Origin of the sequence: Enterobacter sp. BIDMC92 (assembly GCF_001030225.1) — a bacterium.
GTDB classification, from domain to species: domain Bacteria; phylum Pseudomonadota; class Gammaproteobacteria; order Enterobacterales; family Enterobacteriaceae; genus Enterobacter; species Enterobacter sichuanensis.
Window position 1 is genome coordinate 2711635 of the sequence record NZ_KQ087598.1, and the last position, 23310, is coordinate 2734944.

Sequence of the window (23310 nt, forward strand, 5' to 3'; positions counted from 1 at the left end):
CGCCTGAAGTCTTCCGTTACGAGTTAAAACAATGACAACAACTAACGCCCCTCAGGGCGAACTGGTTTTACGCACACTGGCAATGCCCGCTGACACCAATGCCAATGGCGATATTTTTGGCGGCTGGCTGATGTCGCAGATGGATATGGGCGGCGCCATTCTGGCAAAAGAGATCGCCCACGGGCGTGTGGTGACCGTGAGAGTAGACGGCATGACCTTCCTGCGCCCGGTGGCGGTCGGTGATGTGGTGTGCTGCTACGCGCGCTGCGTAAAACGCGGCAACACCTCTATTTCGATTAACATCGAAGTCTGGGTGAAAAAAGTCTCTTCTGAGCCGATTGGACAGCGTTATAAAGCAACAGAAGCACTGTTTATTTATGTGGCTGTCGACAGTGAAGGTAAACCTCGCCAGCTCCCGCAGGCCTGAACCACCGACAAAAAAAAGCCTCCTTACGGAGGCTTTTTTTATTCCATCTGCGCCCCGCCGTTCAGGCGGAAAACAATATTAATGACCAACCCACTACCCGGTTTGCCTGGCTCATAACGCCATTTGCGCATTGCCGCTTTCACGTCGCGCTCAAACATATTCGAAGGCTGCGCTGACAGGATCTCCACGTTATCAACGCGCCCATCTGCCGTGACGTCAAATTTTACCCGCACGCGGCCTTCAATACGCAACATACGAGCGCGAGGCGGATACTGCGGTTGACTGCGGCTCACGGCACGCGGGCCCGCTGGTGCGGCGACCGTTGGTTTGGTGGTCGTTGCCGTATTGTTCATCACCGGACGTGAAGGGGCTGCATTTTCTACCGGCTGGGTTGCGCGTGGTTCAACCGGACGCTCTTCGCGTTTCGGACGCTCCTCGACCTTCTTCACCTGTTTGGGCTTCGGCTTAGGTTTCGGTTTTGGTTCAGGTTTGTGGATCACCACCGGCGCTTCTTTCGGTGGCTCCGGAACAGGCTCGGGTTCTGGCTCCGGTTCAGCAACCGGCTGTGGCGGCGGCGGTGCAACCTGCGGGGGTTCGAGATCCGCAGGCGATACCATCGTCACCGAGATCGGCTGCGCGGGCGCGGGCATTTCAATAACCTGATGAACCGAGGTATAGAGCAAACCCGCCACAACAGCACCGTGAATCACGACAGAAAGCAGCGTCGGCCAGGGAAAGCGGCGAGGTAAATCAAGGGTCATCGAAGTCATAGTCATCAACGTTAAAAAACCGAACCCTGATTTTAAATGCAAATAGCAATCATATTCAATAAGACACTTTGTCCTGGCGCAACTTTAGCGCATGAGAGGCCAAAAAAGGCGCATTCAGATCAGGGCATTAACATTGTTTTTATTTTACATTGCAGTCGTATGCCCTTTCACATAACGTAACTGACACTTTTACCGGTTAAGGAGCTTCGCCGTGTTTTACGTGATTTACTCTGAAGATGTTGCTGATTCCCTCGATAAACGTCAGTCTGTACGCCCTGCTCATCTGGCACGTTTGCAGTTGCTCCAGGATGAGGGCCGCTTACTGACCGCGGGCCCCATGCCTGCGGTAGACAGCAACGACCCGGGCGCCGCCGGTTTTTCGGGTTCCACGGTCATTGCTGAGTTTGAATCCCAGGAAGCCGCTCAGGCCTGGGCTGATGCAGACCCGTACGTTGCCGCGGGTGTGTATGCGAAAGTGACGGTTCGCCCGTATAAGAAAGTGTTCTGAGACAAAATCGGCTCCGAAAGGAGCCTTTTTTATCATGGCGGCTACGCGTCCCGTCGTCGAGTAAACTGCTGCTCCGTTATGAGGCTGCCCCACTGGTCGCCTTCCCACTCTTTAACCAGCGTAAAACCAAACGATTCATACAGGCGCCGGGCGGTGGTCAGCTCATTGAATGTCCAGAGATGTACGGCTGAAAACCCGACGTCGTCGCAAAAACGCATCGCTTCGGTGAGTAATTTTTTTCCAGCGCCATGGCCCCGGCAGCCGTCGTCGATAATAAACCAGCGCAGGTGGGCTTCGCCCTGTTCTAAATCCTCACCATCGATTGCCACTGACCCGACAATCCTGTCGTTCATCACCGCCAGCCAGACCTGGTTACAGGGTTTATCCAGCCGGCCACTAAACTCTGCCAGACCGGAGGCCACTTTGGCCTCAAAGAAGCGGCCGAAATGATGCTCGCGCGCGTAATAGCATCCGTGCATCTCTGCGATGCGGCCAATCATGCCGGGAAGGTAGCCCTGCACGATCTTAAGCTCATCAGGGGGCATAGCAACACCCTTCTCCCGACACGCCAGCAGCGCGTCGGCGTACAGGGACAATCCCCGGGAGATGGTTTCCTGCTGCGCGGGTGCCAGAGACTTTATCGCTGATACGACGCGCGCGTTGCTGAAAGTATTAATTTTATGGACCGTGTCATGGCCTTTCGCCGTCAGCCTGAGGCATTTTGATCTGGCATCGTCAGTGGACACCACCTCTTCAAGTTCACCCGCGGCAATCAGGCGAGCCAGCATCCGGCTAACGCTGGATTTTTCCAGCCCCAGCAGTTGCACCAGTTGACCTGCGGTCATCTCTTTGCGCAAGGCGATTTCGACGAGCGTGTGAACGGCCGAGGGCGAATAAGGGGTAGAGGCCAGAGTGGAAGCCATAAAGCCCAACTCTCTCACCATCAGACGCGAGGAACGACGGATAACGCTGACTACAGGGGTTTCGCTGTGCATAGTATGCCCTCATCATTTAGTTGTACTATACAACTAAATGATGAGGGGTTGTCAATCAAATTAAAAAGGCTCCCGCGGGAGCCTTACATTCAATCAATGCAGCGACGCTAACCTCGCCGCAAACCCGACAAACAGCAGCCCGATCAGGCCATTGCCCAGCTTTGCCAGTTTCTTTTTGGTTTTCAGATAACGCGTGACAAACGCGCCGGAGAAGATCAGGAAGCTCATATAGATAAAGCTAATCAACTCAAGCGTGGTCGCGAGGATCAGGAAAGAGGTTCCGGTGTTTTTCGCATTCACGTCAATGAACTGAACGAAGAACGAGACGTAGAACAGAATCGCCTTGGGGTTCGTCAGGCTTAATACCAGCGCGCGCTTCATGATCATACTGGCTGGCTCAGGGCCGCTCTCCTGAGCATTATTCTGACGGTTCACCACCGACCAGAGCATTTTGCCCCCCAGCCACAGCAGATAAAACGCGCCGAGATAACGCACGATATTAAACAGCACCGGGGTAGTCTGAATTAATGCAGCAACACCCGCCCAGGCCAGAAACATCAGTACCGCATCACCGATAAATACCCCTGTCGCGGCGAGATAGCCTTTTTTCACGCCGTGGCCTATTCCGGTTTTCAGTACAAACAGGGTATTGGGTCCTGGCACCAGCACGATAAAAAATGCGCCGACCACGTACGTCCAGAAATTCAGTACACCAAACTCCGCAAACACTTCTCCCTCCTTTTGCTGAACACAACAGGAACAGCGCTGCAAATACGCTATTCCAAAAAAAAGACGCTATAAAAACAGTGGGCACCATTACGGTGCCCTCATGGTTCTCAGAAATCCTGGACGGCGAACAACAACGCGTTGCGGTGCCGGGTCATCCCACATTTCCTGATGGCGTGAATACGCATATTGCGGCGGGATTGTGCTTCCAGCCAACGAGCCTTGCGACGACTCACCTGTCGCAACATGCGCCAGCGCCCTACTTCTGTTCTACTGCGCTTCATGTCTACAACTCTTTCTCTAACACTTTTTCTCTAAAAGAAAGGCCATTATAAACCCAACCCCGCAGCAAACCAGCGCTTTTAGCTGGCGTTTTTATTTGCCAGATGATTCCTGATGCGTACACTCATAACAATACGCTTTCAAAAGGATTTTTTACTCATGACAACCTTCTACACCGTGGTGAGTTGGCTGGTCATTCTGGGATACTGGCTGTTAATCGCGGGTGTGACATTACGCATCCTGATGAAGCGCAGAGCCGTACCCTCTGCCATGGCCTGGCTTCTGATAATCTACATCCTGCCGCTGGTAGGAATTATTGCCTATCTCTCTTTCGGTGAGCTTCATCTGGGGAAACGCCGCGCCGAGCGGGCCCGCGCCATGTGGCCTTCGACCGCGAAGTGGCTCCACGACCTTAAAGCCTGCAAACACATCTTTGCCGAGGAGAACAGCAGCGTAGCCTCCTCGCTGTTTAAGCTTTGCGAGCGCCGTCAGGGGATTGGCGGCGTAAAAGGCAACCAGCTCCAGCTGCTGACCTCCTCCGATGACGTCATGCAGGCGCTGATCCGCGATATCCAGCTGGCCCGGCACAATATCGAGATGGTGTTTTATATCTGGCAACCCGGCGGCATGGCCGACCAGGTGGCCGAATCGCTAATGGCCGCCGCGCGACGCGGTATTCATTGCCGCCTGATGCTCGACTCCGCAGGCAGCGTGGCCTTCTTCCGTAGCCCCTGGGCAGGCATGATGCGTAATGCCGGCATCGAGGTGGTTGAGGCGCTGAAGGTCAATCTGCTGCGTGTGTTTCTGCGCCGGATGGATCTCCGCCAGCACCGCAAGATGGTCATGATCGATAACTATATTGCCTATACCGGCAGCATGAACATGGTTGACCCCCGTTTCTTCAAACAGGACTCGGGCGTGGGCCAGTGGGTGGATTTGATGGCGCGCATGGAGGGGCCAATTGCCACCTCGATGGGCATCGTCTACTCCTGTGACTGGGAGATCGAGACCGGTAAGCGTATCCTGCCGCCGCCGCCCGACGGCAATATAATGCCGTTCGAAGAGGCCAGCGGTCACACCATTCATACCATTGCCTCTGGCCCGGGCTTCCCGGAAGATTTGATCCATCAGGCGCTGCTGACGGCTACGTACTCCGCGCGTGAATACCTGATCATGACCACGCCCTACTTTGTCCCCAGCGACGATCTCCTGCACGCGATCTGTACCGCAGCGCAGCGCGGTGTTGATGTGAGCATCATTTTGCCGCGCAAAAATGACTCGCTTCTGGTGGGCTGGGCCAGCCGCGCCTTCTTTAGCGAACTGCTGGCTGCAGGGGTAAAAATTTACCAGTTTGAGGGCGGGCTGCTGCATACCAAGAGCGTGCTGGTGGACGGCGAACTGAGCCTGGTGGGAACGGTGAACCTGGATATGCGCAGCCTGTGGCTAAACTTTGAAATCACGCTGGTGATTGATGATGCCGGCTTTGGCGGCGACCTCGCGGCGGTGCAGGATGATTATATCTCCCGCTCCCGCCTGCTGGATGCCAGACTGTGGGTAAAACGTCCGCTGTGGCAGAGAATTGCCGAACGACTGTTTTACTTCTTTAGTCCGTTGCTGTAAAACGTGCCCAACGATGTTAAACAGGTAGTCATCATGGAAATGGATCTGAACAATCGCCTGACCGAAGACGAAACGCTCGAGCAGGCCTATGACATTTTTCTCGAACTGGCGGTTGATAACCTCGATCCCGCGGACGTGATCCTCTTTAATCTGCAGTTCGAAGAGCGCGGCGGCGCCGAGTTGTTCGATCCTGCTGAAGACTGGGCCGAGCATGTGGATTTCGACCTCAATCCGGACTTCTTTGCTGAAGTGGTGATTGGACTGGCCGATGAAGACGGCGGCGAAATTAACGATATCTTCGCCCGCGTCCTGCTGTGTCGCGAAAAAAACCACAAGCTGTGCCATATTCTCTGGCGCGAATAATAAAAAAGGCTGCGATTGCAGCCTTTTTTATTTAATCCGCTAATTCATTTCCGCACCGGTTGCAGAACCGGGCGTTAAGCTCATGTTCCGCCTGGTGGCAGCGCGGGCATTTACGCTGTTGCTTGCGGGTCTGAAAGGCACTGCTCATGTGCGTGGTAATCAGCCCTGTTGGAATGGCAATCACCGAATATCCAATCAGTATCAGTACCGATGCGACAATACGTCCCAGCGGCGTATGCGGTGTGATATCCCCATACCCCACCGTCGTGACGGTAACAATTGCCCAGTAGACAGAGGCGTTGAGCGTCGTGAAACCATATTTAGGTCCTTCTATCAGGTACATCAGCGCACCGAAAACAATCATGACGATGGCAATAAACGAGTAGAAGAGAATAAGCTGATGGCGGGCGCTGACGATCGCGCTCCAGAATATGTGCAGAGACGGCATAAAACGCAGTAATTTCAGGATGCGTAATACCCGAATAACGCGCATCGCTCGCCAGGCAAAGACATAGCTCAGGCTGATTTCCGGCCACAGCCACATCACATAGAGAGGCAGAATTGTGGCTAAATCGATAAATCCCCAAAAGCTGAAAACATATCGGGCCGGGTTGGGCCAGGCAATCACTCTGAGAAGATATTCCGCGGTAAAGACCAGGGTTATTATCAGTTCAAGCCAGACAAAGATATGCCATTCGTCAAACGTCAGGTGATATTGCGTTCCGGCACCGGACTCTATAAAGATGACAATCACGCTGAGGAGCGCAAATAATCCGCAGAGCCCTTCGACGCGTCGTCCGGACAGCGTTTCAGGATCGAATAATAAATGATAGAGCCGCCGACGGGCTGACGTGAATATACGCGACACAGTGACCTCGCAAAAAATAAGGGCTGACATCATGTCAGCCCTTGCGATTATAACGGGTCTACTTTCAGGCAGGAAACCGCATGTCGGAAACTGCCTTCCAGAACCGGTCGCGTTTTGGCGCATTCCGGCCCGGCCATTGGGCACCGCGTACGGAACACGCAGCCCGATGGTGGGTTGATCGGTGAAGGTAATTCCCCTTCCAGAAGCTGAATGGTTTTATTCTTTTCCAGATCGGGATCGGGGATCGGCACTGCCGACATCAGTGCTTTGGTGTAGGGGTGCAGCGGATTATGGTACACCTCATCGTAGGTGCCCAGCTCCACGGCATGACCCAGATACATCACCAGCACGCGGTCAGAGATATGTTTCACCACGGCCAGGTCGTGCGCAATGAAGATCAGCGACAGCCCCATCTCGCGCTGCAGCTTCTGCAGCAGGTTCACTACCTGCGCCTGAATGGACACGTCCAGCGCGGAAACCGGCTCATCGCAGATGATCAGTTTCGGCTCGAGGATCAGCGCACGCGCAATACCAATACGCTGGCACTGACCGCCGGAGAACTCGTGCGGATAACGGTTGATGAGGTTGGGTAACAGCCCCACCTTCATCATCATCGCTTTAACACGATCGCGGACTTCCTGGCGCGGCATCTTCGGGTGATAGGTGCGCAGCGGCTCGGCAATGATTTCACCGATGGTCATACGCGGGTTTAATGACGCCAGCGGATCCTGGAAAATCATCTGGATATCGCTGCGCACGTCGCGCCACTCGTCGGGTTTCATGCCCAGCAGATCTTTGCCCAGCCACGCCACTTTACCGCCGGTCGCTTTCACCAGACCGATAATGGCACGCGCGAAGGTCGATTTGCCGCAGCCAGACTCGCCCACCACGCCCAGGGTTTCCCCTTCATACAGACGAAGCGTAACACCATCCACCGCTTTCAGGGTTTTAGGCGGCTGCCAGAACCACTGTTTGCCATCTTTGATGTCGAAATGCACTTTAAGATCGGCGATTTCGAGCAGCACGTTGCGTTTTTCATCTAATGCGTTCATACCAGCTCCTCCTGCGGCTTAAAGCAGGCGCGCAGACGGCCTGGTGCAAACTCTTCCAGCGGCGGCGCGCTGTTGCAGATCTCCATCGCGTGCGGACAACGCGGCTGGAACGGACAGCCTTTCGGCAGACGCAGCAGGTTCGGCGGGTTGCCCGGAATGGTCAGCAGGGATTCCCCTTCCGCATCGAGGCGCGGAACCGCATTCAACAGGCCAATCGAGTACGGATGCGCGGGGTGATAGAAGACATCGCGCGCTTTGCCATATTCCATGGTACGACCGGCATACATCACCAGCACCTTGTCACAGATGCCCGCCACTACCCCCAGATCGTGGGTGATCATGATAATCGCCGTGTTGAACTCACGCTTCAGCTCGTTTAACAGGGTCATGATTTGCGCCTGTACGGTCACGTCCAGCGCAGTGGTTGGTTCATCAGCAATCAGCAGTTTTGGCCGACACAGCAGCGCCATCGCAATCATCACACGCTGGCGCATACCGCCAGAGAACTCATGCGGGAACATGCGCATACGCTTACGCGCTTCCGGCATTTTTACCGCATCGAGCATTTTAACGGACTCTTCAAAGGCTTCGGCTTTGCTCAGGCCTTTGTGCAGCATCAGCACTTCCATCAGCTGCTCACCCACGCGCATGTAAGGGTTAAGCGAGGTCATCGGATCCTGGAAAATCATCGAAATCTGCTCGGCACGCAGCTTGTTCAGCTCATGCTCTGGCAGGTTGAGGATCTCACGGCCGTTGAACCTGGCGGAACCGCCAATCACCCCGTTAGCCGCCAGTAGTCCCATCAGCGCGAAGGCCGTTTGCGATTTCCCGGAACCCGATTCGCCCACGATGCCCAGCGTTTCACCGGCACGCAGGTTGAAGTTGAGATCGTTTACGGCGGTCACATCCCCGTCCGGCGTCTTAAAGGTGACGCGGAGATCTTTTACATCCAGCAGAAGGTCGCTGCGCTGTTGCGCCTGTGGCGCTGTTGCCGTTTCAATTATTGTCATCACGGCGCTCCTTAACGGTCTTTCGGGTCGAGGGCATCACGCAGGCCATCGCCGATAAAGTTAAAACAAAACAGGGTAACGACCAGGAAGCCAGCCGGATACAACAGCAGCCACGGTGAAACTTCCATTGAGTTTGCCCCGTCACTCAGCAGCGCACCCCAGCTGCTCAGCGGCTCTTGCGTACCCAGACCGAGGAAGCTCAGGAAGGATTCAAACAGGATCATGCTTGGCACCAGCAGTGAGGCATAGACCACCACTACGCCCAGCACGTTAGGTACGATATGGCGAACCACGATATTTCCGGTCGATACGCCACCCACCTGCGCAGCTTCGATGAATTCTTTGCGTTTGAGGCTCAGCGTCTGGCCGCGAACAATTCGCGCCATATCCAGCCATGACACCATCCCGATGGCCACGAAGATCAACAGGATATTCTGGCCGAAGAAGGTCACCAGCAGGATCACGAAGAACATAAACGGGAAGGAGTTCAGAATTTCCAGCAGACGCATCATTACTGAGTCCACTTTGCCGCCAAGGTAGCCGGAAAGTGAGCCGTAGAGCGTCCCCACGATCACCGCCACCAGCGCCGCCGCGATACCCACCATCAGCGAGATACGGCCACCGATGGCGACGCGTACCAGCAGGTCACGACCGGAAGAGTCCGTGCCAAAATAGTGGCCGGATTCCATATCCGGCGCGCTGGACATCATTCCCCAGTCGGTGTCGAAATAGGTAAATTGCGACAGCATCGGCGCCAGGGTCACAAACAGGGCGATGATTACCAGAACAATCAAGCTGGCAACCGCAGCACGGTTGTGCATAAAACGACGGCGCGCATCCTGCCAGAGGCTACGACCTTCTACTTCCAGTTTTTCACTGAAGTTTTCCAGCGCCTCGCTGTTTTTCTTACTCAACATCATGGCGTGCTCCAGTGTTAGTAACGGATTTTCGGATCGATGACGGCGTACAGCACATCGACGATAGCGTTAAAGAGGATGGTCAGCGCACCGACGAGAATAGTCAGGCTCAGCACCAGCGAATAGTCGCGGTTGAGCGCGCCGTTAACGAACAGCTGGCCAATCCCCGGCAGACCGTAGATCGTTTCGATAACCATTGAACCGGTGATGATCCCGACAAAAGCCGGTCCCATGTAGGAGAGCACTGGCAACAGCGCCGGTTTAAGCGCGTGGCGGAAAATAATCCGGCGCATCGGCAGTCCTTTAGCGCGCGCGGTGCGAATGAAGTTTGAGTGCAGCACTTCGATCATCGAACCACGGGTGATACGCGCGATGCTGGCGATATACGCCAGAGATAAGGCCACCATTGGCAAAATCATGAACTTTAATGCCCCGCCGTTCCAGCCGCCGCCCGGCAGCCACTTCAGCGTGATGGCAAATATCATCACCAGTAATGGCGCTACAACGAAGCTGGGTATTACTACCCCGGTCATTGCTACCCCCATTACGGCATAATCCCATTTGGTATTTTGTTTGAGCGCGGCGATAACGCCGGCGGTGACCCCGAAAACGATAGCCAGAATGAATGCGGCCGCACCCAGCTTAGCTGAAACCGGGAAGCTGGACGCGACCAGGTCGTTAACGGAATAGTCTTTATATTTAAATGACGGTCCAAAATCACCGTGAGCCAGCTGCTTCAGATAATTGAAGTACTGCGTGGAGATAGGATCGTTTAAGTGGTATTTCGCTTCGATATTCGCCATCACTTCTGGCGGCAGCGTACGTTCACCGGTAAAAGGACTGCCCGGCGCAAGACGCATCATGAAGAAGGAAATCGTGATGAGAATAAATAACGTTGGAATCGCTTCAAGACAGCGACGTAGGATAAATTTCAACATTGCCCGTACCTTCTGGCGTGTGCCTATATAATGTGACGTTGGTTAGACACCGTGGGGCGAGCAAGCTCGCCCCACTCATTGCCATTAATGCTTGATAATATACAAGTTTTTAACGTAGATATTATCCATCGGGTCTTTACCGGTGTAGCCACCTACCCACGGTTTCACCAGACGGGCGTTAACGTAGTAGTAAACCGGAACGATCGCGGAATCTTTATCCAGCTGCTGCTCAGCTTTAGAGTACAGTTCAGTACGTTGTGCTTCGTCAGTGGTTTTCAGCGTGTCGGCAATCAGCTTGTCAAACGCCGGGCTCTTATAGTGCGCGGTGTTGTTTGAGCTGTCGCTCAGCATGGTGTTCAGGAAAGAAGTCGGCTCGTTATAGTCCGCACACCAGCCTGCACGCGCCACATCAAAGGTGCCCTGATGACGGCTGTCGAGGAAGGTTTTCCACTCCTGGTTCTCCAGCTTCACGTTTGCGCCCAGGTTCTTTTTCCAGATCGAGGCGACAGCGATAGCCAGTTTTTTGTGCAGATCGGAGGTGTTGTACAGCAGGCTGAAGGTCAGCGGTTTGTCCGCGGTGTAGCCTGCTTCGGCCAGCAGTTTCTTCGCTTCCGCGTTACGCTGTTCCTGCGTCTGTTTGAACCAGTCTGGCTCGGTCAGTTTTGCGCCATCGGTGTATGGCGGGGTGTAGCTGTATGCCGGCAGATCGCCCTGGTTTTTCACTTTGTTCACGATGATGTCGCGATCCAGTGCCAGCTTCAGCGCAGTACGGACACGTACGTCGGTGAACGGTGCTTTCTGGTTGTTGATCTCATAGTAATAGGTGCACAGGTATGGATCGACGTGAACTTCTTTCGGGATCTCTTTTTTCAGTTTCTGGAACAGTTCAATCGGCATGTTGTTATAGGTCATGTCGATTTCGCCGCTGCGGTAGCGGTTTACGTCAGTCACTTCAGAAGAGATTGGCAGGTAGGTGACCTGGTTAATTACGGTTTTGGCGTTGTCCCAGTACTGCGGGTTACGCTCCAGGACCATACGTTCGTTGACCACCCAGTCTTTCAGTTTATACGCACCATTGGTCACGATATTGGCAGGCTGGGTCCATTTTTCACCAAATTTTTCCACAGCGGATTTTGGTACCGGGGAGACGGACGGGTGAACCAGCAGCTTATAGAAGTACGGAACAGGTTCGCTCAACGTCACTTCAAAAGTATTGGCATCAATCGCTTTTACGCCCAGTTCGGTTACCGGTTTTTTGCCCGCGATGATGTCATCAATATTGGCGATGTGGCCATATTGCAGGTAGCTCGCATACGGAGAGGCGGTCGTTGGATTCGCCAGACGCTGCCAGCTATAAACGAAATCTTCCGCCGTTACCGGCGTACCGTCAGACCATTTCGCATCTTTACGCAGATGGAAAGTCCAGACTTTGAAATCTTTGTTTTCCCATTTTTCTGCCACGCCCGGAGCCGGGTGGCCGTCTACGTCGGTGACCAGCAGACCTTCGAACAGGTCGCGGTTAACGTTAGACTCAGGAACACCTTCAATTTTGTGCGGGTCAAGGGACTGAACTTCCGCACCGTTGTTACGCACCAGCGTCTGCTTCTCAGCCAGTTGAACACCTGCAGGAACGTCCGCAGCCATTGCAGCGTTGCCCGCGATTAGCGCAGTTAAAATCCCCGCCGCTACCAGATTTTTTTTTGTGATGATGGACATTGTGTTGGTACTCCACTCATTATAATTACTGGCCTTCGCCAGCTGTGTAATCCCCTGTTGGGGCCTGTACAGCGCAGGAGTTTTTTTTGCTGCTGTCAGGTTCTTCTTTACTGCTTGCTATCACCGACTTTTTTATTACTGACCGCTCGTATGGCCGTCTTGCGTCGATTCTTTACAGGCCTCCCCTGTTTGAGACCCGCGTTGGATATCTGAGAAGAGAACGATATGAAAATAATTCTCATCTGGTTGTTTTATGCTGCAAAATATTAGGCCGGAAAGTATCAAATGGCGTAAACGCGCGCCAATACATTTTGCAAATTTGTTAAGCAATTCTCTTTTACGGTGAACACCGTATCTTTGTGGGCAGCCCTGCCAGACATTGAACACCCTTAAAAACATCAGAGATTCAATGTGATAGAGAAAATTTTCTCTGCGAGCGCGTCGTTGCGCTCTCAACGAGTGGTTTTGTACAAAAATTTAACAACTGGTTATTATTTAGCACATTCCTCTAAGGGAATGTTGAAATTACTAATATCATTTCGGTTATCACTCAGCAAGCCCCAGAGTATCATGTGAGTAAAATAACAGAGCGATCGCAGGTTTTCTGCACAGAGGAAGTCAGGCGGGTTTAATAACTTATTGAAATACAAGAAGTGAACATTATTAGTAGAATTTATTATGACATGTGAGCTTTTCAACTTTAGTTATATGATTTGCTGATAATTACGTAAAAAAACGGAGCCGTCGCCCCGTTCTTTCATACGAAATATTAGTGTAACAGGCCGGGGAAAATGCTTTTAATCCCCGTAACGATGAATTCAATGCCTAACGCCATCAACAACAGGCCCATGATACGGGTAATGACGTTGATGCCCGTCTGCCCCAGCAGGCGTACCAGCCAGGGGGCCATGCGGAATACTCCCCAGCAGCAGAGCGCGAAAATGGCAATGGCGACAGAAAAGCCAATCAGGTGCATCAGGCTATGGTAACGCGTGCCCCAGACAATGGTTGAACTGATGGCACCAGGACCGGCCATCAGCGGTAATGCCAGCGGTACCACGCCAATGCTCTCTCTGATAGCGGTTTCCGACTTCTCCTGTTTGTTCTGTTTATCCTCGCCCAGCTTTCCGCTGATCATAGACATGGCGATGGTCACCACCAGGATCCCACCCGCTATGCGGAAAGAATCAATCGAAATCCCGAACAGCTGAAGAATCGTGTCCCCGAGAAAAAGGGAGGTCAGCAATATGATCGCCACTGACAGGTTAGCGGTCAGGTTGGTTTTATTCCTGGCCGCCGCCGTCTGGTAACTCGTCATACTAATGAAGACAGGAATGATCCCCACCGGGTTGACCAGGGCAAACAAACCAATAAAAAATTTAAAATACGTTGGAAAATCAAAGAGCGTTTGGATCACGTTTTGCTCCGCTTATACAGATGCCCGGGACTGACAAATTGTCGTGAGAAATCGCGCTGAAGATACCTTTTTTATCAGCATACTTCACTTGAAATCTGTACCAAAACGTTATCATTTCAGGATGTTAAACATTTGTATAATCAATGATAGCGCCGCTTCCAATACTTACGTAATTATTTAACACTGGAAAAATCTCAACGAAATAACCCTGCTGAAAGGTATCAGCTTGGGGGAAAATTGACGCAGATCATGATTTCCGTACTCAGAAGTGAGTAATCTTGGTTACGCCCCCAGGGAGGTCACCTGCCAAAAAAGGATGATGCTAAGGTAAGGCTCTTTTAGTAAATTAGTGTGCTGGTGCAGAAAGTAACTCTTTGTTTTATTTTAAGTTACGCAAGTGGTTTCGGCTCTGTCTATACTGTGTGACGTATCGAGCGCTGGTTTACTAAAAGAGTTTAAACATTATCAGGAGAGCATTATGGCTGTTACTAATATCGCTGAACTGAACGCCCTCGTCGAGCGCGTTAAAAAAGCCCAGCGTGAATATGCCAATTTCACCCAAGAACAGGTTGATAAAATCTTCCGCGCGGCCGCACTGGCTGCTGCAGATGCTCGAATCCCTCTCGCTAAAATGGCCGTTGCCGAATCCGGCATGGGTATCGTTGAAGATAAAGTGATCAAAAACCACTTCGCTTCTGAGTATATCTACAACGCCTATAAAGATGAGAAAACCTGTGGCGTGCTGTCCGAAGACGACACCTTCGGTACTATCACTATCGCCGAACCTATCGGCATCATTTGCGGTATTGTTCCGACAACCAACCCAACCTCTACTGCCATCTTCAAATCGCTGATCAGCCTGAAGACCCGTAACGCAATCATCTTCTCTCCACACCCACGTGCGAAAGACGCGACCAACAAAGCTGCGGATATTGTTCTGCAGGCTGCTATCGCTGCGGGCGCACCAAAAGATCTGATTGGCTGGATCGACCAACCTTCTGTTGAGCTGTCTAACGCGCTGATGCATCACCCTGACATTAACCTGATCCTCGCGACCGGTGGTCCTGGCATGGTTAAAGCAGCATACAGCTCCGGTAAACCGGCTATCGGTGTGGGTGCGGGTAACACGCCTGTAGTCATCGACGAAACCGCTGATATTAAACGTGCTGTTGCGTCTGTACTGATGTCTAAAACCTTCGATAACGGCGTGATCTGCGCATCTGAACAGTCTGTTGTCGTTGTAGACTCCGTGTACGATGCCGTTCGCGAACGTTTCGCCAGCCACGGCGGCTACCTGCTGCAGGGTAAAGAGCTGAAAGCGGTTCAGGACATCATCCTGAAAAATGGCGCGCTGAACGCCGCTATCGTCGGTCAGCCAGCGTATAAAATCGCTGAACTGGCAGGCTTTACTGTGCCGGCAACCACCAAAATCCTGATCGGTGAAGTGAAAGTTGTCGACGAAAGCGAGCCGTTTGCACACGAAAAACTGTCTCCTACGCTTGCTATGTACCGTGCGAAAGATTTCGAAGACGCGGTAGAGAAAGCCGAGAAACTGGTTGCTATGGGCGGTATCGGTCACACCTCTTGCCTGTACACCGACCAGGATAACCAGCCAGAACGTGTGGCTCACTTCGGCCAGATGATGAAAACGGCGCGTATCCTGATCAACACCCCTGCTTCTCAGGGTGGTATCGGTGACCTTTACAACTTCAAACTCGCACCTTCCCTGACTCTGGGTTGTGGTTCCTGGGGTGGTAACTCCATCTCTGAAAACGTTGGTCCAAAACATCTGATCAACAAGAAAACCGTTGCTAAGCGAGCTGAAAACATGTTGTGGCACAAACTTCCGAAATCTATCTACTTCCGCCGTGGCTCTCTGCCAATCGCGCTGGATGAAGTGATTACTGATGGCCACAAACGTGCGCTCATCGTGACTGACCGTTTCCTGTTCAACAACGGCTACGCTGACCAGATCACCTCTGTGCTGAAAGCAGCTGGCGTTGAAACTGAAGTGTTCTTTGAAGTTGAAGCTGACCCAACCCTGAGCGTAGTACGTAAAGGTGCTGAACTGGCTAACTCCTTCAAGCCTGATGTGATTATCGCACTGGGTGGTGGTTCCCCAATGGACGCCGCGAAAATCATGTGGGTGATGTACGAGCATCCGGAAACCCACTTCGAAGAACTGGCGCTGCGCTTTATGGACATCCGTAAACGTATCTACAAGTTCCCGAAAATGGGCGTGAAAGCGAAGATGATCGCGGTAACGACCACTTCCGGTACCGGTTCAGAAGTCACCCCATTTGCGGTTGTTACCGACGATGCAACCGGTCAGAAATACCCACTGGCTGACTACGCGCTGACGCCAGATATGGCTATCGTTGATGCGAACCTGGTCATGGATATGCCGAAGTCACTGTGTGCGTTCGGTGGTCTGGATGCCGTGACTCACGCCCTGGAAGCTTATGTTTCAGTACTGGCATCTGAGTTCTCTGACGGTCAGGCTCTGCAGGCACTTAAACTGCTGAAAGAAAACCTGCCAGCGTCTTACAACGAAGGCTCTAAAAACCCGGTTGCTCGTGAACGTGTCCACAGTGCCGCAACCATCGCCGGTATCGCGTTTGCTAACGCCTTCCTGGGTGTTTGTCACTCAATGGCGCACAAACTGGGCTCACAGTTCCATATTCCTCACGGCCTGGCGAACGCCCTGTTGATCAGCAACGTTATCCGTTATAACGCGAACGACAACCCAACCAAGCAGACTGCTTTCAGCCAGTACGACCGTCCGCAAGCTCGTCGTCGTTATGCTGAAATCGCAGACCACCTGGGTCTGAGCGCACCGGGCGACCGTACTGCCGCTAAGATCGAGAAACTGCTGGCATGGCTGGAAAGCCTGAAAGCTGAACTGGGTATTCCTAAATCAATCCGTGAAGCGGGCGTGCAGGAAGCTGACTTCCTCGCTCACGTAGATAAGCTGTCTGAAGATGCATTCGATGACCAGTGTACCGGTGCTAACCCACGCTACCCACTGATCTCCGAGCTGAAACAGATCCTGCTGGATACCTACTACGGTCGTGAGTTCAAAGAAGGTGACGTTGCCGCTGTGAAAACAGAAGCGCCTGTCATTAAAGCTGACAAGAAAGCGAAGAAAAGCGCTTAATTGACTGCTGATGAAAAACCCGCCTTTATGGCGGGTTTTTTTATGTCTGAATGATAAGGCCGACGTTATTTTCTGTTATCGTGCTGAATCGCCGTCAGCGAGCCTACGGCCAGCGCTTCCTTATAGTGCTTACGGCAGACCGATACATAACGTTCATTCCCGCCTATCACCACCTGCTCACCATCTGCATAAGGTTTCCCGGCCTGGTCGAGACGAAGCACCATGCTGGCTTTACGACCGCAAAAACAGATAGTCTTCAGTTCAACGAGTTTATCCGACCAGGCGAGCAAATACTGGCTCCCGGCAAAGAGTTCACCGCGGAAATCCGTACGCAGCCCGTAACAAAGCACGGGAATATCGAGTTCATCCACCACCTCTGAAAGCGCATGAACCTGTTCACGCGTCAGAAACTGACTCTCATCTACCAGAACGCAGTGAATGGGCTGCGCGGCATGAGCTGTGCGAATGTCCTCATACAGGTCCGTTTTGGGGTTAAACAGTCTCGCAGGCGACGAGAGCCCTATTCTGGAGCTTACTTTCCCTGCACCAAAGCGGTCGTCAATTTCCGCCGTATAAACAACGGTACGCATTCCTCGTTCCTGGTAATTGTATGAGGATTGCAGCAACGCGGTGGATTTCCCGGCATTCATTGCCGAATAGTAGAAATAAAGTTGTGCCATTGGCCGTAAAACCCTAATCAATGTGTAATATTCCCGATGATTGATTGTACCATATTTTGTCTGGTCATCCGCGATGCGGCGCACAGCCCCTGCGGTCGAGGGCGGTTTTCAGGAACGACGGTTGACGAAAATAGTGCGTTAAAACAGGAGGTAAACCCATTCAGCACGGCTGATATGTTATAAGTTCAACCAAACATAACACTTCTTTTTATAGTGGAATCATCGTTCATTAAAATTCACTATTTATTAACTATTCCAGTCTTAGCATCCCTGACGGGAACTAATACGAAAGGCTGATATTTCTCCGCCGCAACTATAATTCCTGCGGTAAATGTCACAAAAAAACAGGCGAGCGGCCGGGTAAAGCTGGTTTGCGTGATAACAAGCGAGACTGTCGGGCGATGAAATTTAAGTTAGCGTAATTAATAATAGCGGCATTATTTAGTATTTTTTGAATTCCTTACATTCCTGGCTATTGCACATCTGAATTTATGGCTCTATTATTAGGTCAACAAACCACCCCCCATTATAAGTTTGAGATTACTACAATGAGCGAAGCACTTAAAATTCTGAACAACATCCGTACTCTTCGTGCGCAGGCAAGAGAATGCACCCTCGAAACGCTTGAAGAAATGCTGGAAAAATTAGAAGTTGTAGTTAATGAACGTCGTGAAGAAGAAAGCGCTGCTGCTGCTGAAATCGAAGAACGTACTCGTAAACTGCAGCAATATCGTGAAATGCTGATTGCTGATGGTATCGATCCAAATGAATTGCTGAACAGCATGGCTGCAGCTAAAACCGGTACTAAAGCTAAGCGTGCTGCTCGTCCTGCTAAATATAGCTATGTTGACGAGAACGGCGAAACTAAAACCTGGACTGGCCAGGGTCGTACTCCTGCTGTTATCAAGAAAGCCATGGATGAGCAAGGTAAACAGCTGGATGACTTCCTGATCAAGGATTAATCAAGCCGCATTCAGAAAAATCCCGCATAATGCGGGATTTTTTTTAACCAAAATTTGTCGCAAACATCCCCTTACACTCTGTCATAAAGCGTTATTCACCTGTTTCGCCGCAGTTACTCCCGGCTGGTCTCTGGATCTTATAGGCATAAAAAAACCGGTGGGCCAGGCCTCACCGGTTTTGAACATTTACCACTATGGCTTATTTCTTAATACCTACGCTCTCTTTGAGCCAGGTTTTAAATTCTTCACCAAGGGTATTGTGGCGAATGCCATATTCCACGAATGCCTGCATATAACCGAGCTTATTACCGCAGTCATGGCTCTTACCTTTCATATGGTAAGCCTCAACGGTCTCTTTCTCGATCAGCATATCAATGGCATCGGTCAACTGGATCTCATCACCCGCTCCTGGAGGCGTTTTCGCCAGCAGCGGCCAGATTTCGGCGCTCAGGACATAGCGACCCACTACAGCCAGGTTTGAAGGCGCTACGTCGGCTTTAGGCTTCTCTACGACGCCAACCATTGGCACACTTTCACCCGGCTCAAGGTTAACGCCTTTGCAGTCAACCACACCGTAAGCCGTCACGTCTTCCACCGGCTCAACCATGATCTGGCTGCTGCCCGTTTCGTCGAAACGTTTGATCATCTCAGCAAGGTTATCCTGAGAGAGATCGGATTCGTATTCATCCAGAATTACGTCTGGCAGAATCACCGCCACAGGCTCGTCACCCACAACAGGGTGTGCACACATGACGGCGTGGCCCAGACCTTTCGCCAGCCCCTGACGAACCTGCATAATAGTAACGTGCGGAGGACAAATAGACTGAACTTCCTCTAACAGCTGACGCTTAACACGTTTTTCCAGCATGGCTTCAAGTTCAAAGCTTGTATCGAAATGGTTTTCGATAGAGTTTTTTGATGAATGTGTAACCAGCACAATTTCCGTAATGCCGGCTGCGATACATTCGTTGACGACATACTGGATTAATGGCTTATCAACCAGAGGCAGCATCTCTTTAGGAATCGCCTTAGTTGCTGGTAACATCCTGGTCCCCAATCCCGCTACCGGGATGACGGCCTTTCTGACTTTCGAATTTAGGGCAGCCATTCAAATTCTCCTGAGCTGTTCAAGTTTTGAACTTTTATGCAATAAATAACGCGTTGAGTATATCAGTCTCGCCCCGCAGTTCGGGTCTGAAAAGAACGCGTTGCCGATCAATTAGGATAAATACGCATGAATCTGGGCAGCGATAGTAGCACTCCCCGTAAAACACAGGTAAAGCAATCTTAAAATTAAGATCCAATTGCTTATTCCGTGGACAACATTAAGCGTAGCCGTCCCCCGGCGCCCCAAATTTGGCACTGCCAGGAGGAACAGCGGTGGCTTATTTGATTAAGATACGCCGTTCCCAATGTCCCAAGCGGCACACCGTTACTCACCTGAATATGGTGCTCACCGGTATTCAGTGAAGCGTTGAGGCCGGCTGAAACGAGGATAAGATTTTTTAAACCGCTGTGGTAATAACCGACCAGCAGCGGAAACTGTCCGGGTAAATTCGCCTGACGAAAAAGCTGGTTGACTTGTTTGAGTAAACTGCCTAACTCCGGCAACCGTTGTCCCTGATGCGATAACTGTTCCTGCAGCAAACCGTTAAATAACGCACGAAGGAGTAACGCCGCTAATACGCCGTTATCCCCCGCCCGGGTGACATCCAGGGAATAAAACGCAAGATCGACATCAGACAGTGGCGCAATATCCAGCACCAGCCCAGGCTGGTCTGCCGCCACCAGCTGACGATAATTGATACGGCAATGCGAAATGGTTTGCTGAACGGGCGGCTGGAGTTCTTGTAAAAGCTTCGCCGCAGCGGGCGGATCGCTGACCAGGGCATCCCAGTCCTGGAAAAGACGCTCCTCTTCCTCTACCCGGGAATTAAACATATTCGGATAAAGGCAGGCTAATACCGTTTCCCGTAACCGGTTCAGATCCTTGACCGGCTTAAGAAGAATATCCTGCACCCCAAGACGCAACGCTTTCGCGATATCCGCCATATTCTCAGTGGCGGATATCACCAGAATCGGCGTCTGGTTGCCTTCGTTACGCAGATGTTCAACCAGCTTCAGCCCATTCATCCGCGGCATCGCAATGTCGCAAATCATCAAATCGGGCGTGATGCTGTTCATTTTCTCCAGGGCGTCGATGCCATCTTCAGCCAGTGACGTGTTAGCGCCCAGTGAGGACAACCACGAATCCAGTAGCGATCGGAAAACGGGCTCGTCTTCTACAATCAAAATATGTTTTCCGGCCAATGGCTGCGTCATGGTTCCTCCCCTGGCTGACAGTAACTAAATAGTGGCATGCGATCGGCACTATCGCCTGTCAGATTTTGCTGAAGTAGTCAAAAAAAGGTGCTTAACGTGCTGTTCGCACAAAAGGCAACAGTTCGTTCATTTTCTTTTCGACGGCTAACGAGCCCGCTGCGATGGCGGCCTCAGCCCGATGGAAATCGAGGGTAGAGATTTGTGGACAGTACGGTTGAATAAGAATGTCTGGCGGGTCGCCGGCCATACGATTTCGCTTGAGGCGGTTCTCAAGTACCTGGATTGAGGTGGTCATGATTTCGATGGCTGTCGGGGCCGCCACCGCGCGTCGTGCAGTCATACGCCCAAGTCGACCACGCAGGCGCTCATGCCAGGCCAGTTTGTCGCCCTCAGGTTCGTCGCTCTGCAGATTGACCGGCATAAGATCCTGTTGCATCAGGTGGGCATCATGCTGCAGGTCCACGGCAATCACGATGTCTGCCCCCATGGCACGCGTCAGAGAGATGGGGACCGGATTAACGACGCCACCGTCGACAAGCCAGTAGCCGTTATGCGGCACAGGCGCCATTAAGCCTGGTATACTGCAGGAGGCGCGAACGGCAAGATGGATATCCCCTTCGGTCAGCCAAAGCTCGCGACCGGTGCTAAGATTCGTCGCGACGGCGCCGAACGGCATCTGGCAATCCGTGAAGTCTTCGAGAGGCATAACCTGACGGAACTGGTTAAAGACGCGTTCGCCGCGTAAGAGTCCGCCACGCTGCCATGAGAGATCCATCAGACGAAGCACGTCCCAGTAACTGAAGGAACGCACCCAGGTCTCGAGCTCCGGCAGCTTCCCGCACGCGTAAGCGGAGCCGACAAGCGAGCCGATTGAACACCCTGCAACAATATCGACGTCAACACCCATCTGTTTTAACGCGTTAATCACGCCGATATGTGACCATCCGCGGGCTGCACCTGAGCCCAGCGCCAGTCCTATTTTAACCTTTCTCATTAGCCCTGTTTTACGTCCCCTGGATTCCTGACATAGCATCAACGCAACAGCTCAGTTAACATAGTGCTACCCGAAGCGTTTAACGCCTTTATTTATTGTTCCAGGAAGAGAATCGTGTCTCAACTCTGCCCTTGTGGTAGCGCTCTGGAGTATAGCCTATGTTGCCAGCGATATCTTTCTGGCGATCAGGTTGCACCAGACCCGTCACACCTCATGCGTTCACGGTACACTGCTTTTGTGATCAAAGACGCAGACTACCTGATTAAAACCTGGCACCCGTCCTGCCACGCGGCGGAATTCAGACAGGAGATCGAAGCCGGGTTCGCCAGTACGCAATGGCTTGGCCTTACCGTCTATGAATCCTCAACCGGGAGTCATGCTGATGAGGGTTATGTCAGCTTTGTGGCCCGCTTTACCGAGAATAATAAGCCTGGCGCCATAATCGAACGTTCCCGGTTCTTAAAGGAAAGCGGGCAATGGTATTATATTGACGGAACGCGCCCACAATTTGGTCGTAACGATCCCTGCCCGTGTGGTTCAGGTAAAAAATTTAAAAAGTGTTGCGGGCAGTAACGCCTGACAACCCAGACTTCGCAAATACAAACAGGATTTCCCGGCGATGCAATCACTACAACGTAAAGTTCTGCGCACCATCTGTCCCGATCAAAAAGGACTGATCGCACGAATTACCAACATTTGTTACAAACATGAACTGAATATCGTGCAGAACAACGAGTTCGTTGACCACCGTACCGGACGTTTCTTCATGCGTACCGAACTGGAAGGTATTTTCAACGACACCACCCTGCTTGCCGATCTGGACAGCGCGCTGCCGGAAGGCTCCGTGCGTGAACTGACCCCCGCAGGCCGACGCCGCATCGTGATTCTGGTGACCAAAGAGGCGCATTGCCTGGGCGATCTGCTGATGAAAGCCAACTACGGCGGTCTGGACGTCGAAATTGCGGCCGTTATCGGCAACCACGAGACTCTGCGCACGCTGGTCGAGCGTTTTGATATTCCGTTCGAGCTGGTCAGCCATGAAGGCCACACCCGTGAAGAACACGACAACCTGATGGCGCAGGCCATTGAAGCCCACAACCCGGACTACGTGGTGCTGGCGAAATATATGCGCGTGCTGACGCCATCCTTCGTGGCGCGCTTCCCGAATAAGATCATCAACATTCACCACTCGTTCCTGCCGGCCTTTATCGGTGCGCGTCCTTACCATCAGGCCTATGAGCGTGGCGTGAAGATCATCGGAGCCACGGCGCACTACGTGAATGATAACCTGGATGAAGGTCCTATCATCATGCAGGACGTAATTCATGTGGATCACACCTACACGGCTGAGGACATGATGCGCGCCGGGCGCGACGTTGAGAAGAATGTGCTCAGTCGTGCGCTGTATCAGGTGCTGGCGCAGCGGGTATTCGTTTACGGTAACAGAACCATTATTCTTTAATCCCAGGGAAATGAATTGATTAGCTTTGCACCTTTACGGATAAAAAGCAGGCAAACGACGTCATTTCACTAAAGGAATGCTTTACAGGGGCGCCTCATTTGATATGATGCGCCCCGCTTCCAGC

At 52.2% G+C, this 23310-nt stretch carries 23 protein-coding genes; 8 read left to right on the forward strand and 15 right to left on the reverse strand.

Features of this window, described 5'->3' with window-relative positions; all coding sequences use genetic code 11:
• The first annotated feature begins 31 nt into the window (after positions 1-31).
• Positions 32-427, forward strand: coding sequence for an acyl-CoA thioester hydrolase YciA (yciA, locus tag SP99_RS12705; protein ID WP_008502796.1), 396 nt, complete (start codon positions 32-34; stop codon positions 425-427).
• Between the two features lie 38 nt (positions 428-465).
• Here yciA and tonB read toward each other — a convergent pair whose 3' ends face one another.
• The gene (gene tonB, locus SP99_RS12710; RefSeq protein WP_047958834.1) at positions 466-1188 is read right to left on the reverse strand and encodes a TonB system transport protein TonB; all 723 of its coding nucleotides are present in this window, start codon (positions 1186-1188) and stop codon (positions 466-468) included.
• Positions 1189-1408: 220 nt separating this feature from the next.
• Between tonB and SP99_RS12715 the strand changes: the two genes are divergently transcribed.
• Complete coding sequence (locus tag SP99_RS12715) at positions 1409-1705, forward strand: YciI family protein (protein WP_025756564.1); 297 nt, start codon at positions 1409-1411, stop codon at positions 1703-1705.
• 41 nt (positions 1706-1746) lie between these two features.
• Here SP99_RS12715 and SP99_RS12720 read toward each other — a convergent pair whose 3' ends face one another.
• From SP99_RS12720 to SP99_RS24650, 3 genes are all read right to left on the reverse strand, one after another.
• Positions 1747-2700 carry a bifunctional helix-turn-helix transcriptional regulator/GNAT family N-acetyltransferase gene (locus SP99_RS12720; RefSeq protein WP_047958835.1) on the reverse strand — a complete coding sequence of 318 codons (954 nt, stop codon included), beginning with the start codon at positions 2698-2700 and terminating at the stop codon, positions 1747-1749.
• Positions 2701-2793: 93 nt separating this feature from the next.
• The gene (leuE, locus tag SP99_RS12725) at positions 2794-3429 is read right to left on the reverse strand and encodes a leucine efflux protein LeuE (protein ID WP_047958836.1); all 636 of its coding nucleotides are present in this window, start codon (positions 3427-3429) and stop codon (positions 2794-2796) included.
• A gap of 107 nt (positions 3430-3536) precedes the next feature.
• Positions 3537-3710 carry a YciY family protein gene (locus SP99_RS24650; RefSeq protein WP_088244222.1) on the reverse strand — a complete coding sequence of 58 codons (174 nt, stop codon included), beginning with the start codon at positions 3708-3710 and terminating at the stop codon, positions 3537-3539.
• A 157-nt stretch (positions 3711-3867) separates the two neighbouring features.
• Here SP99_RS24650 and cls point away from each other — a divergent pair, with 157 nt between their 5' ends.
• Positions 3868-5328, forward strand: a complete 1461-nt coding sequence (gene cls / locus SP99_RS12730; protein ID WP_025756561.1) for a cardiolipin synthase — start codon at positions 3868-3870, stop codon at positions 5326-5328.
• Between the two features lie 33 nt (positions 5329-5361).
• Positions 5362-5691 (forward strand): HI1450 family dsDNA-mimic protein, encoded by a 330-nt coding sequence (locus SP99_RS12735; protein WP_025756560.1) that lies wholly within the window; start codon positions 5362-5364, stop codon positions 5689-5691.
• 31 nt (positions 5692-5722) lie between these two features.
• Here the strand turns inward: SP99_RS12735 and SP99_RS12740 are convergent, their stop codons facing one another.
• From SP99_RS12740 to SP99_RS12770, 7 genes are all read right to left on the reverse strand, one after another.
• Complete coding sequence (locus tag SP99_RS12740; RefSeq protein WP_047958837.1) at positions 5723-6592, reverse strand: ion transporter; 870 nt, start codon at positions 6590-6592, stop codon at positions 5723-5725.
• Positions 6593-6606: 14 nt separating this feature from the next.
• Positions 6607-7611: a murein tripeptide/oligopeptide ABC transporter ATP-binding protein OppF gene (gene oppF / locus SP99_RS12745; RefSeq protein ID WP_025756558.1), complete on the reverse strand. Its 1005-nt coding sequence runs from the start codon at positions 7609-7611 to the stop codon at positions 6607-6609.
• Positions 7608-8621 carry an ABC transporter ATP-binding protein gene (locus SP99_RS12750; RefSeq protein ID WP_025756557.1) on the reverse strand — a complete coding sequence of 338 codons (1014 nt, stop codon included), beginning with the start codon at positions 8619-8621 and terminating at the stop codon, positions 7608-7610. Before SP99_RS12750 ends, oppF begins: the two co-directional genes overlap by 4 nt.
• 11 nt (positions 8622-8632) lie before the next feature.
• Positions 8633-9541, reverse strand: coding sequence for an oligopeptide ABC transporter permease OppC (gene oppC, locus SP99_RS12755; RefSeq protein ID WP_025756556.1), 909 nt, complete (start codon positions 9539-9541; stop codon positions 8633-8635).
• Positions 9542-9555: 14 nt separating this feature from the next.
• On the reverse strand, positions 9556-10476 hold the full coding sequence (gene oppB, locus SP99_RS12760) for an oligopeptide ABC transporter permease OppB (RefSeq protein WP_047958838.1): 921 nt from the start codon (positions 10474-10476) through the stop codon (positions 9556-9558).
• An 84-nt stretch (positions 10477-10560) separates the two neighbouring features.
• Positions 10561-12192, reverse strand: coding sequence for an oligopeptide ABC transporter substrate-binding protein OppA (gene oppA, locus SP99_RS12765; protein WP_047958839.1), 1632 nt, complete (start codon positions 12190-12192; stop codon positions 10561-10563).
• A gap of 769 nt (positions 12193-12961) precedes the next feature.
• Positions 12962-13609 carry a YchE family NAAT transporter gene (locus SP99_RS12770; protein ID WP_008502784.1) on the reverse strand — a complete coding sequence of 216 codons (648 nt, stop codon included), beginning with the start codon at positions 13607-13609 and terminating at the stop codon, positions 12962-12964.
• Positions 13610-14087: 478 nt separating this feature from the next.
• Between SP99_RS12770 and adhE the strand changes: the two genes are divergently transcribed.
• The gene (gene adhE / locus SP99_RS12775; RefSeq protein WP_025756553.1) at positions 14088-16766 is read left to right on the forward strand and encodes a bifunctional acetaldehyde-CoA/alcohol dehydrogenase; all 2679 of its coding nucleotides are present in this window, start codon (positions 14088-14090) and stop codon (positions 16764-16766) included.
• A gap of 65 nt (positions 16767-16831) precedes the next feature.
• Here adhE and tdk read toward each other — a convergent pair whose 3' ends face one another.
• A complete protein-coding gene (tdk, locus tag SP99_RS12780; RefSeq protein ID WP_025756552.1) occupies positions 16832-17446 on the reverse strand; it encodes a thymidine kinase in 615 nt (204 codons plus the stop codon).
• A 548-nt stretch (positions 17447-17994) separates the two neighbouring features.
• Between tdk and hns the strand changes: the two genes are divergently transcribed.
• A complete protein-coding gene (gene hns, locus SP99_RS12785; RefSeq protein ID WP_008502781.1) occupies positions 17995-18408 on the forward strand; it encodes a histone-like nucleoid-structuring protein H-NS in 414 nt (137 codons plus the stop codon).
• A gap of 199 nt (positions 18409-18607) precedes the next feature.
• Here the strand turns inward: hns and galU are convergent, their stop codons facing one another.
• The 3 genes from galU to rssA form a co-directional block, all read right to left on the reverse strand.
• Positions 18608-19516, reverse strand: a complete 909-nt coding sequence (gene galU / locus SP99_RS12790; RefSeq protein ID WP_008502780.1) for a UTP--glucose-1-phosphate uridylyltransferase GalU — start codon at positions 19514-19516, stop codon at positions 18608-18610.
• 200 nt (positions 19517-19716) lie between these two features.
• Positions 19717-20730: a two-component system response regulator RssB gene (rssB, locus tag SP99_RS12795; protein WP_045286278.1), complete on the reverse strand. Its 1014-nt coding sequence runs from the start codon at positions 20728-20730 to the stop codon at positions 19717-19719.
• A gap of 91 nt (positions 20731-20821) precedes the next feature.
• The gene (gene rssA / locus SP99_RS12800; RefSeq protein ID WP_047958840.1) at positions 20822-21724 is read right to left on the reverse strand and encodes a patatin-like phospholipase RssA; all 903 of its coding nucleotides are present in this window, start codon (positions 21722-21724) and stop codon (positions 20822-20824) included.
• 114 nt (positions 21725-21838) lie between these two features.
• On the opposite strand from rssA, the gene SP99_RS12805 reads away from it, so the two are divergent.
• Positions 21839-22297 carry a YchJ family protein gene (locus SP99_RS12805; RefSeq protein ID WP_047958841.1) on the forward strand — a complete coding sequence of 153 codons (459 nt, stop codon included), beginning with the start codon at positions 21839-21841 and terminating at the stop codon, positions 22295-22297.
• Between the two features lie 46 nt (positions 22298-22343).
• The gene (gene purU, locus SP99_RS12810; RefSeq protein WP_014832256.1) at positions 22344-23186 is read left to right on the forward strand and encodes a formyltetrahydrofolate deformylase; all 843 of its coding nucleotides are present in this window, start codon (positions 22344-22346) and stop codon (positions 23184-23186) included.
• Positions 23187-23310 lie beyond the last annotated feature (124 nt).

What these genes read in the sequence shown, in the direction of transcription:
- yciA (WP_008502796.1), top strand. Translation starts at nt 32, where the DNA reads ATGACAACAACTAACGCCCCTCAGGGCGAACTGGTTTTACGCACACTG.
- tonB (WP_047958834.1), bottom strand. Translation starts at nt 1,188, where the DNA reads ATGACCCTTGATTTACCTCGCCGCTTTCCCTGGCCGACGCTGCTTTCT.
- SP99_RS12720 (WP_047958835.1), bottom strand. Translation starts at nt 2,700, where the DNA reads ATGCACAGCGAAACCCCTGTAGTCAGCGTTATCCGTCGTTCCTCGCGT.
- SP99_RS24650 (WP_088244222.1), bottom strand. Translation starts at nt 3,710, where the DNA reads ATGAAGCGCAGTAGAACAGAAGTAGGGCGCTGGCGCATGTTGCGACAG.
- cls (WP_025756561.1), top strand. Translation starts at nt 3,868, where the DNA reads ATGACAACCTTCTACACCGTGGTGAGTTGGCTGGTCATTCTGGGATAC.
- SP99_RS12735 (WP_025756560.1), top strand. Translation starts at nt 5,362, where the DNA reads ATGGAAATGGATCTGAACAATCGCCTGACCGAAGACGAAACGCTCGAG.
- SP99_RS12740 (WP_047958837.1), bottom strand. Translation starts at nt 6,592, where the DNA reads ATGATGTCAGCCCTTATTTTTTGCGAGGTCACTGTGTCGCGTATATTC.
- oppF (WP_025756558.1), bottom strand. Translation starts at nt 7,611, where the DNA reads ATGAACGCATTAGATGAAAAACGCAACGTGCTGCTCGAAATCGCCGAT.
- SP99_RS12750 (WP_025756557.1), bottom strand. Translation starts at nt 8,621, where the DNA reads ATGACAATAATTGAAACGGCAACAGCGCCACAGGCGCAACAGCGCAGC.
- oppC (WP_025756556.1), bottom strand. Translation starts at nt 9,541, where the DNA reads ATGATGTTGAGTAAGAAAAACAGCGAGGCGCTGGAAAACTTCAGTGAA.
- oppB (WP_047958838.1), bottom strand. Translation starts at nt 10,476, where the DNA reads ATGTTGAAATTTATCCTACGTCGCTGTCTTGAAGCGATTCCAACGTTA.
- oppA (WP_047958839.1), bottom strand. Translation starts at nt 12,192, where the DNA reads ATGTCCATCATCACAAAAAAAAATCTGGTAGCGGCGGGGATTTTAACT.
- adhE (WP_025756553.1), top strand. Translation starts at nt 14,088, where the DNA reads ATGGCTGTTACTAATATCGCTGAACTGAACGCCCTCGTCGAGCGCGTT.
- tdk (WP_025756552.1), bottom strand. Translation starts at nt 17,446, where the DNA reads ATGGCACAACTTTATTTCTACTATTCGGCAATGAATGCCGGGAAATCC.
- hns (WP_008502781.1), top strand. Translation starts at nt 17,995, where the DNA reads ATGAGCGAAGCACTTAAAATTCTGAACAACATCCGTACTCTTCGTGCG.
- galU (WP_008502780.1), bottom strand. Translation starts at nt 19,516, where the DNA reads ATGGCTGCCCTAAATTCGAAAGTCAGAAAGGCCGTCATCCCGGTAGCG.
- rssB (WP_045286278.1), bottom strand. Translation starts at nt 20,730, where the DNA reads ATGACGCAGCCATTGGCCGGAAAACATATTTTGATTGTAGAAGACGAG.
- rssA (WP_047958840.1), bottom strand. Translation starts at nt 21,724, where the DNA reads ATGAGAAAGGTTAAAATAGGACTGGCGCTGGGCTCAGGTGCAGCCCGC.
- purU (WP_014832256.1), top strand. Translation starts at nt 22,344, where the DNA reads ATGCAATCACTACAACGTAAAGTTCTGCGCACCATCTGTCCCGATCAA.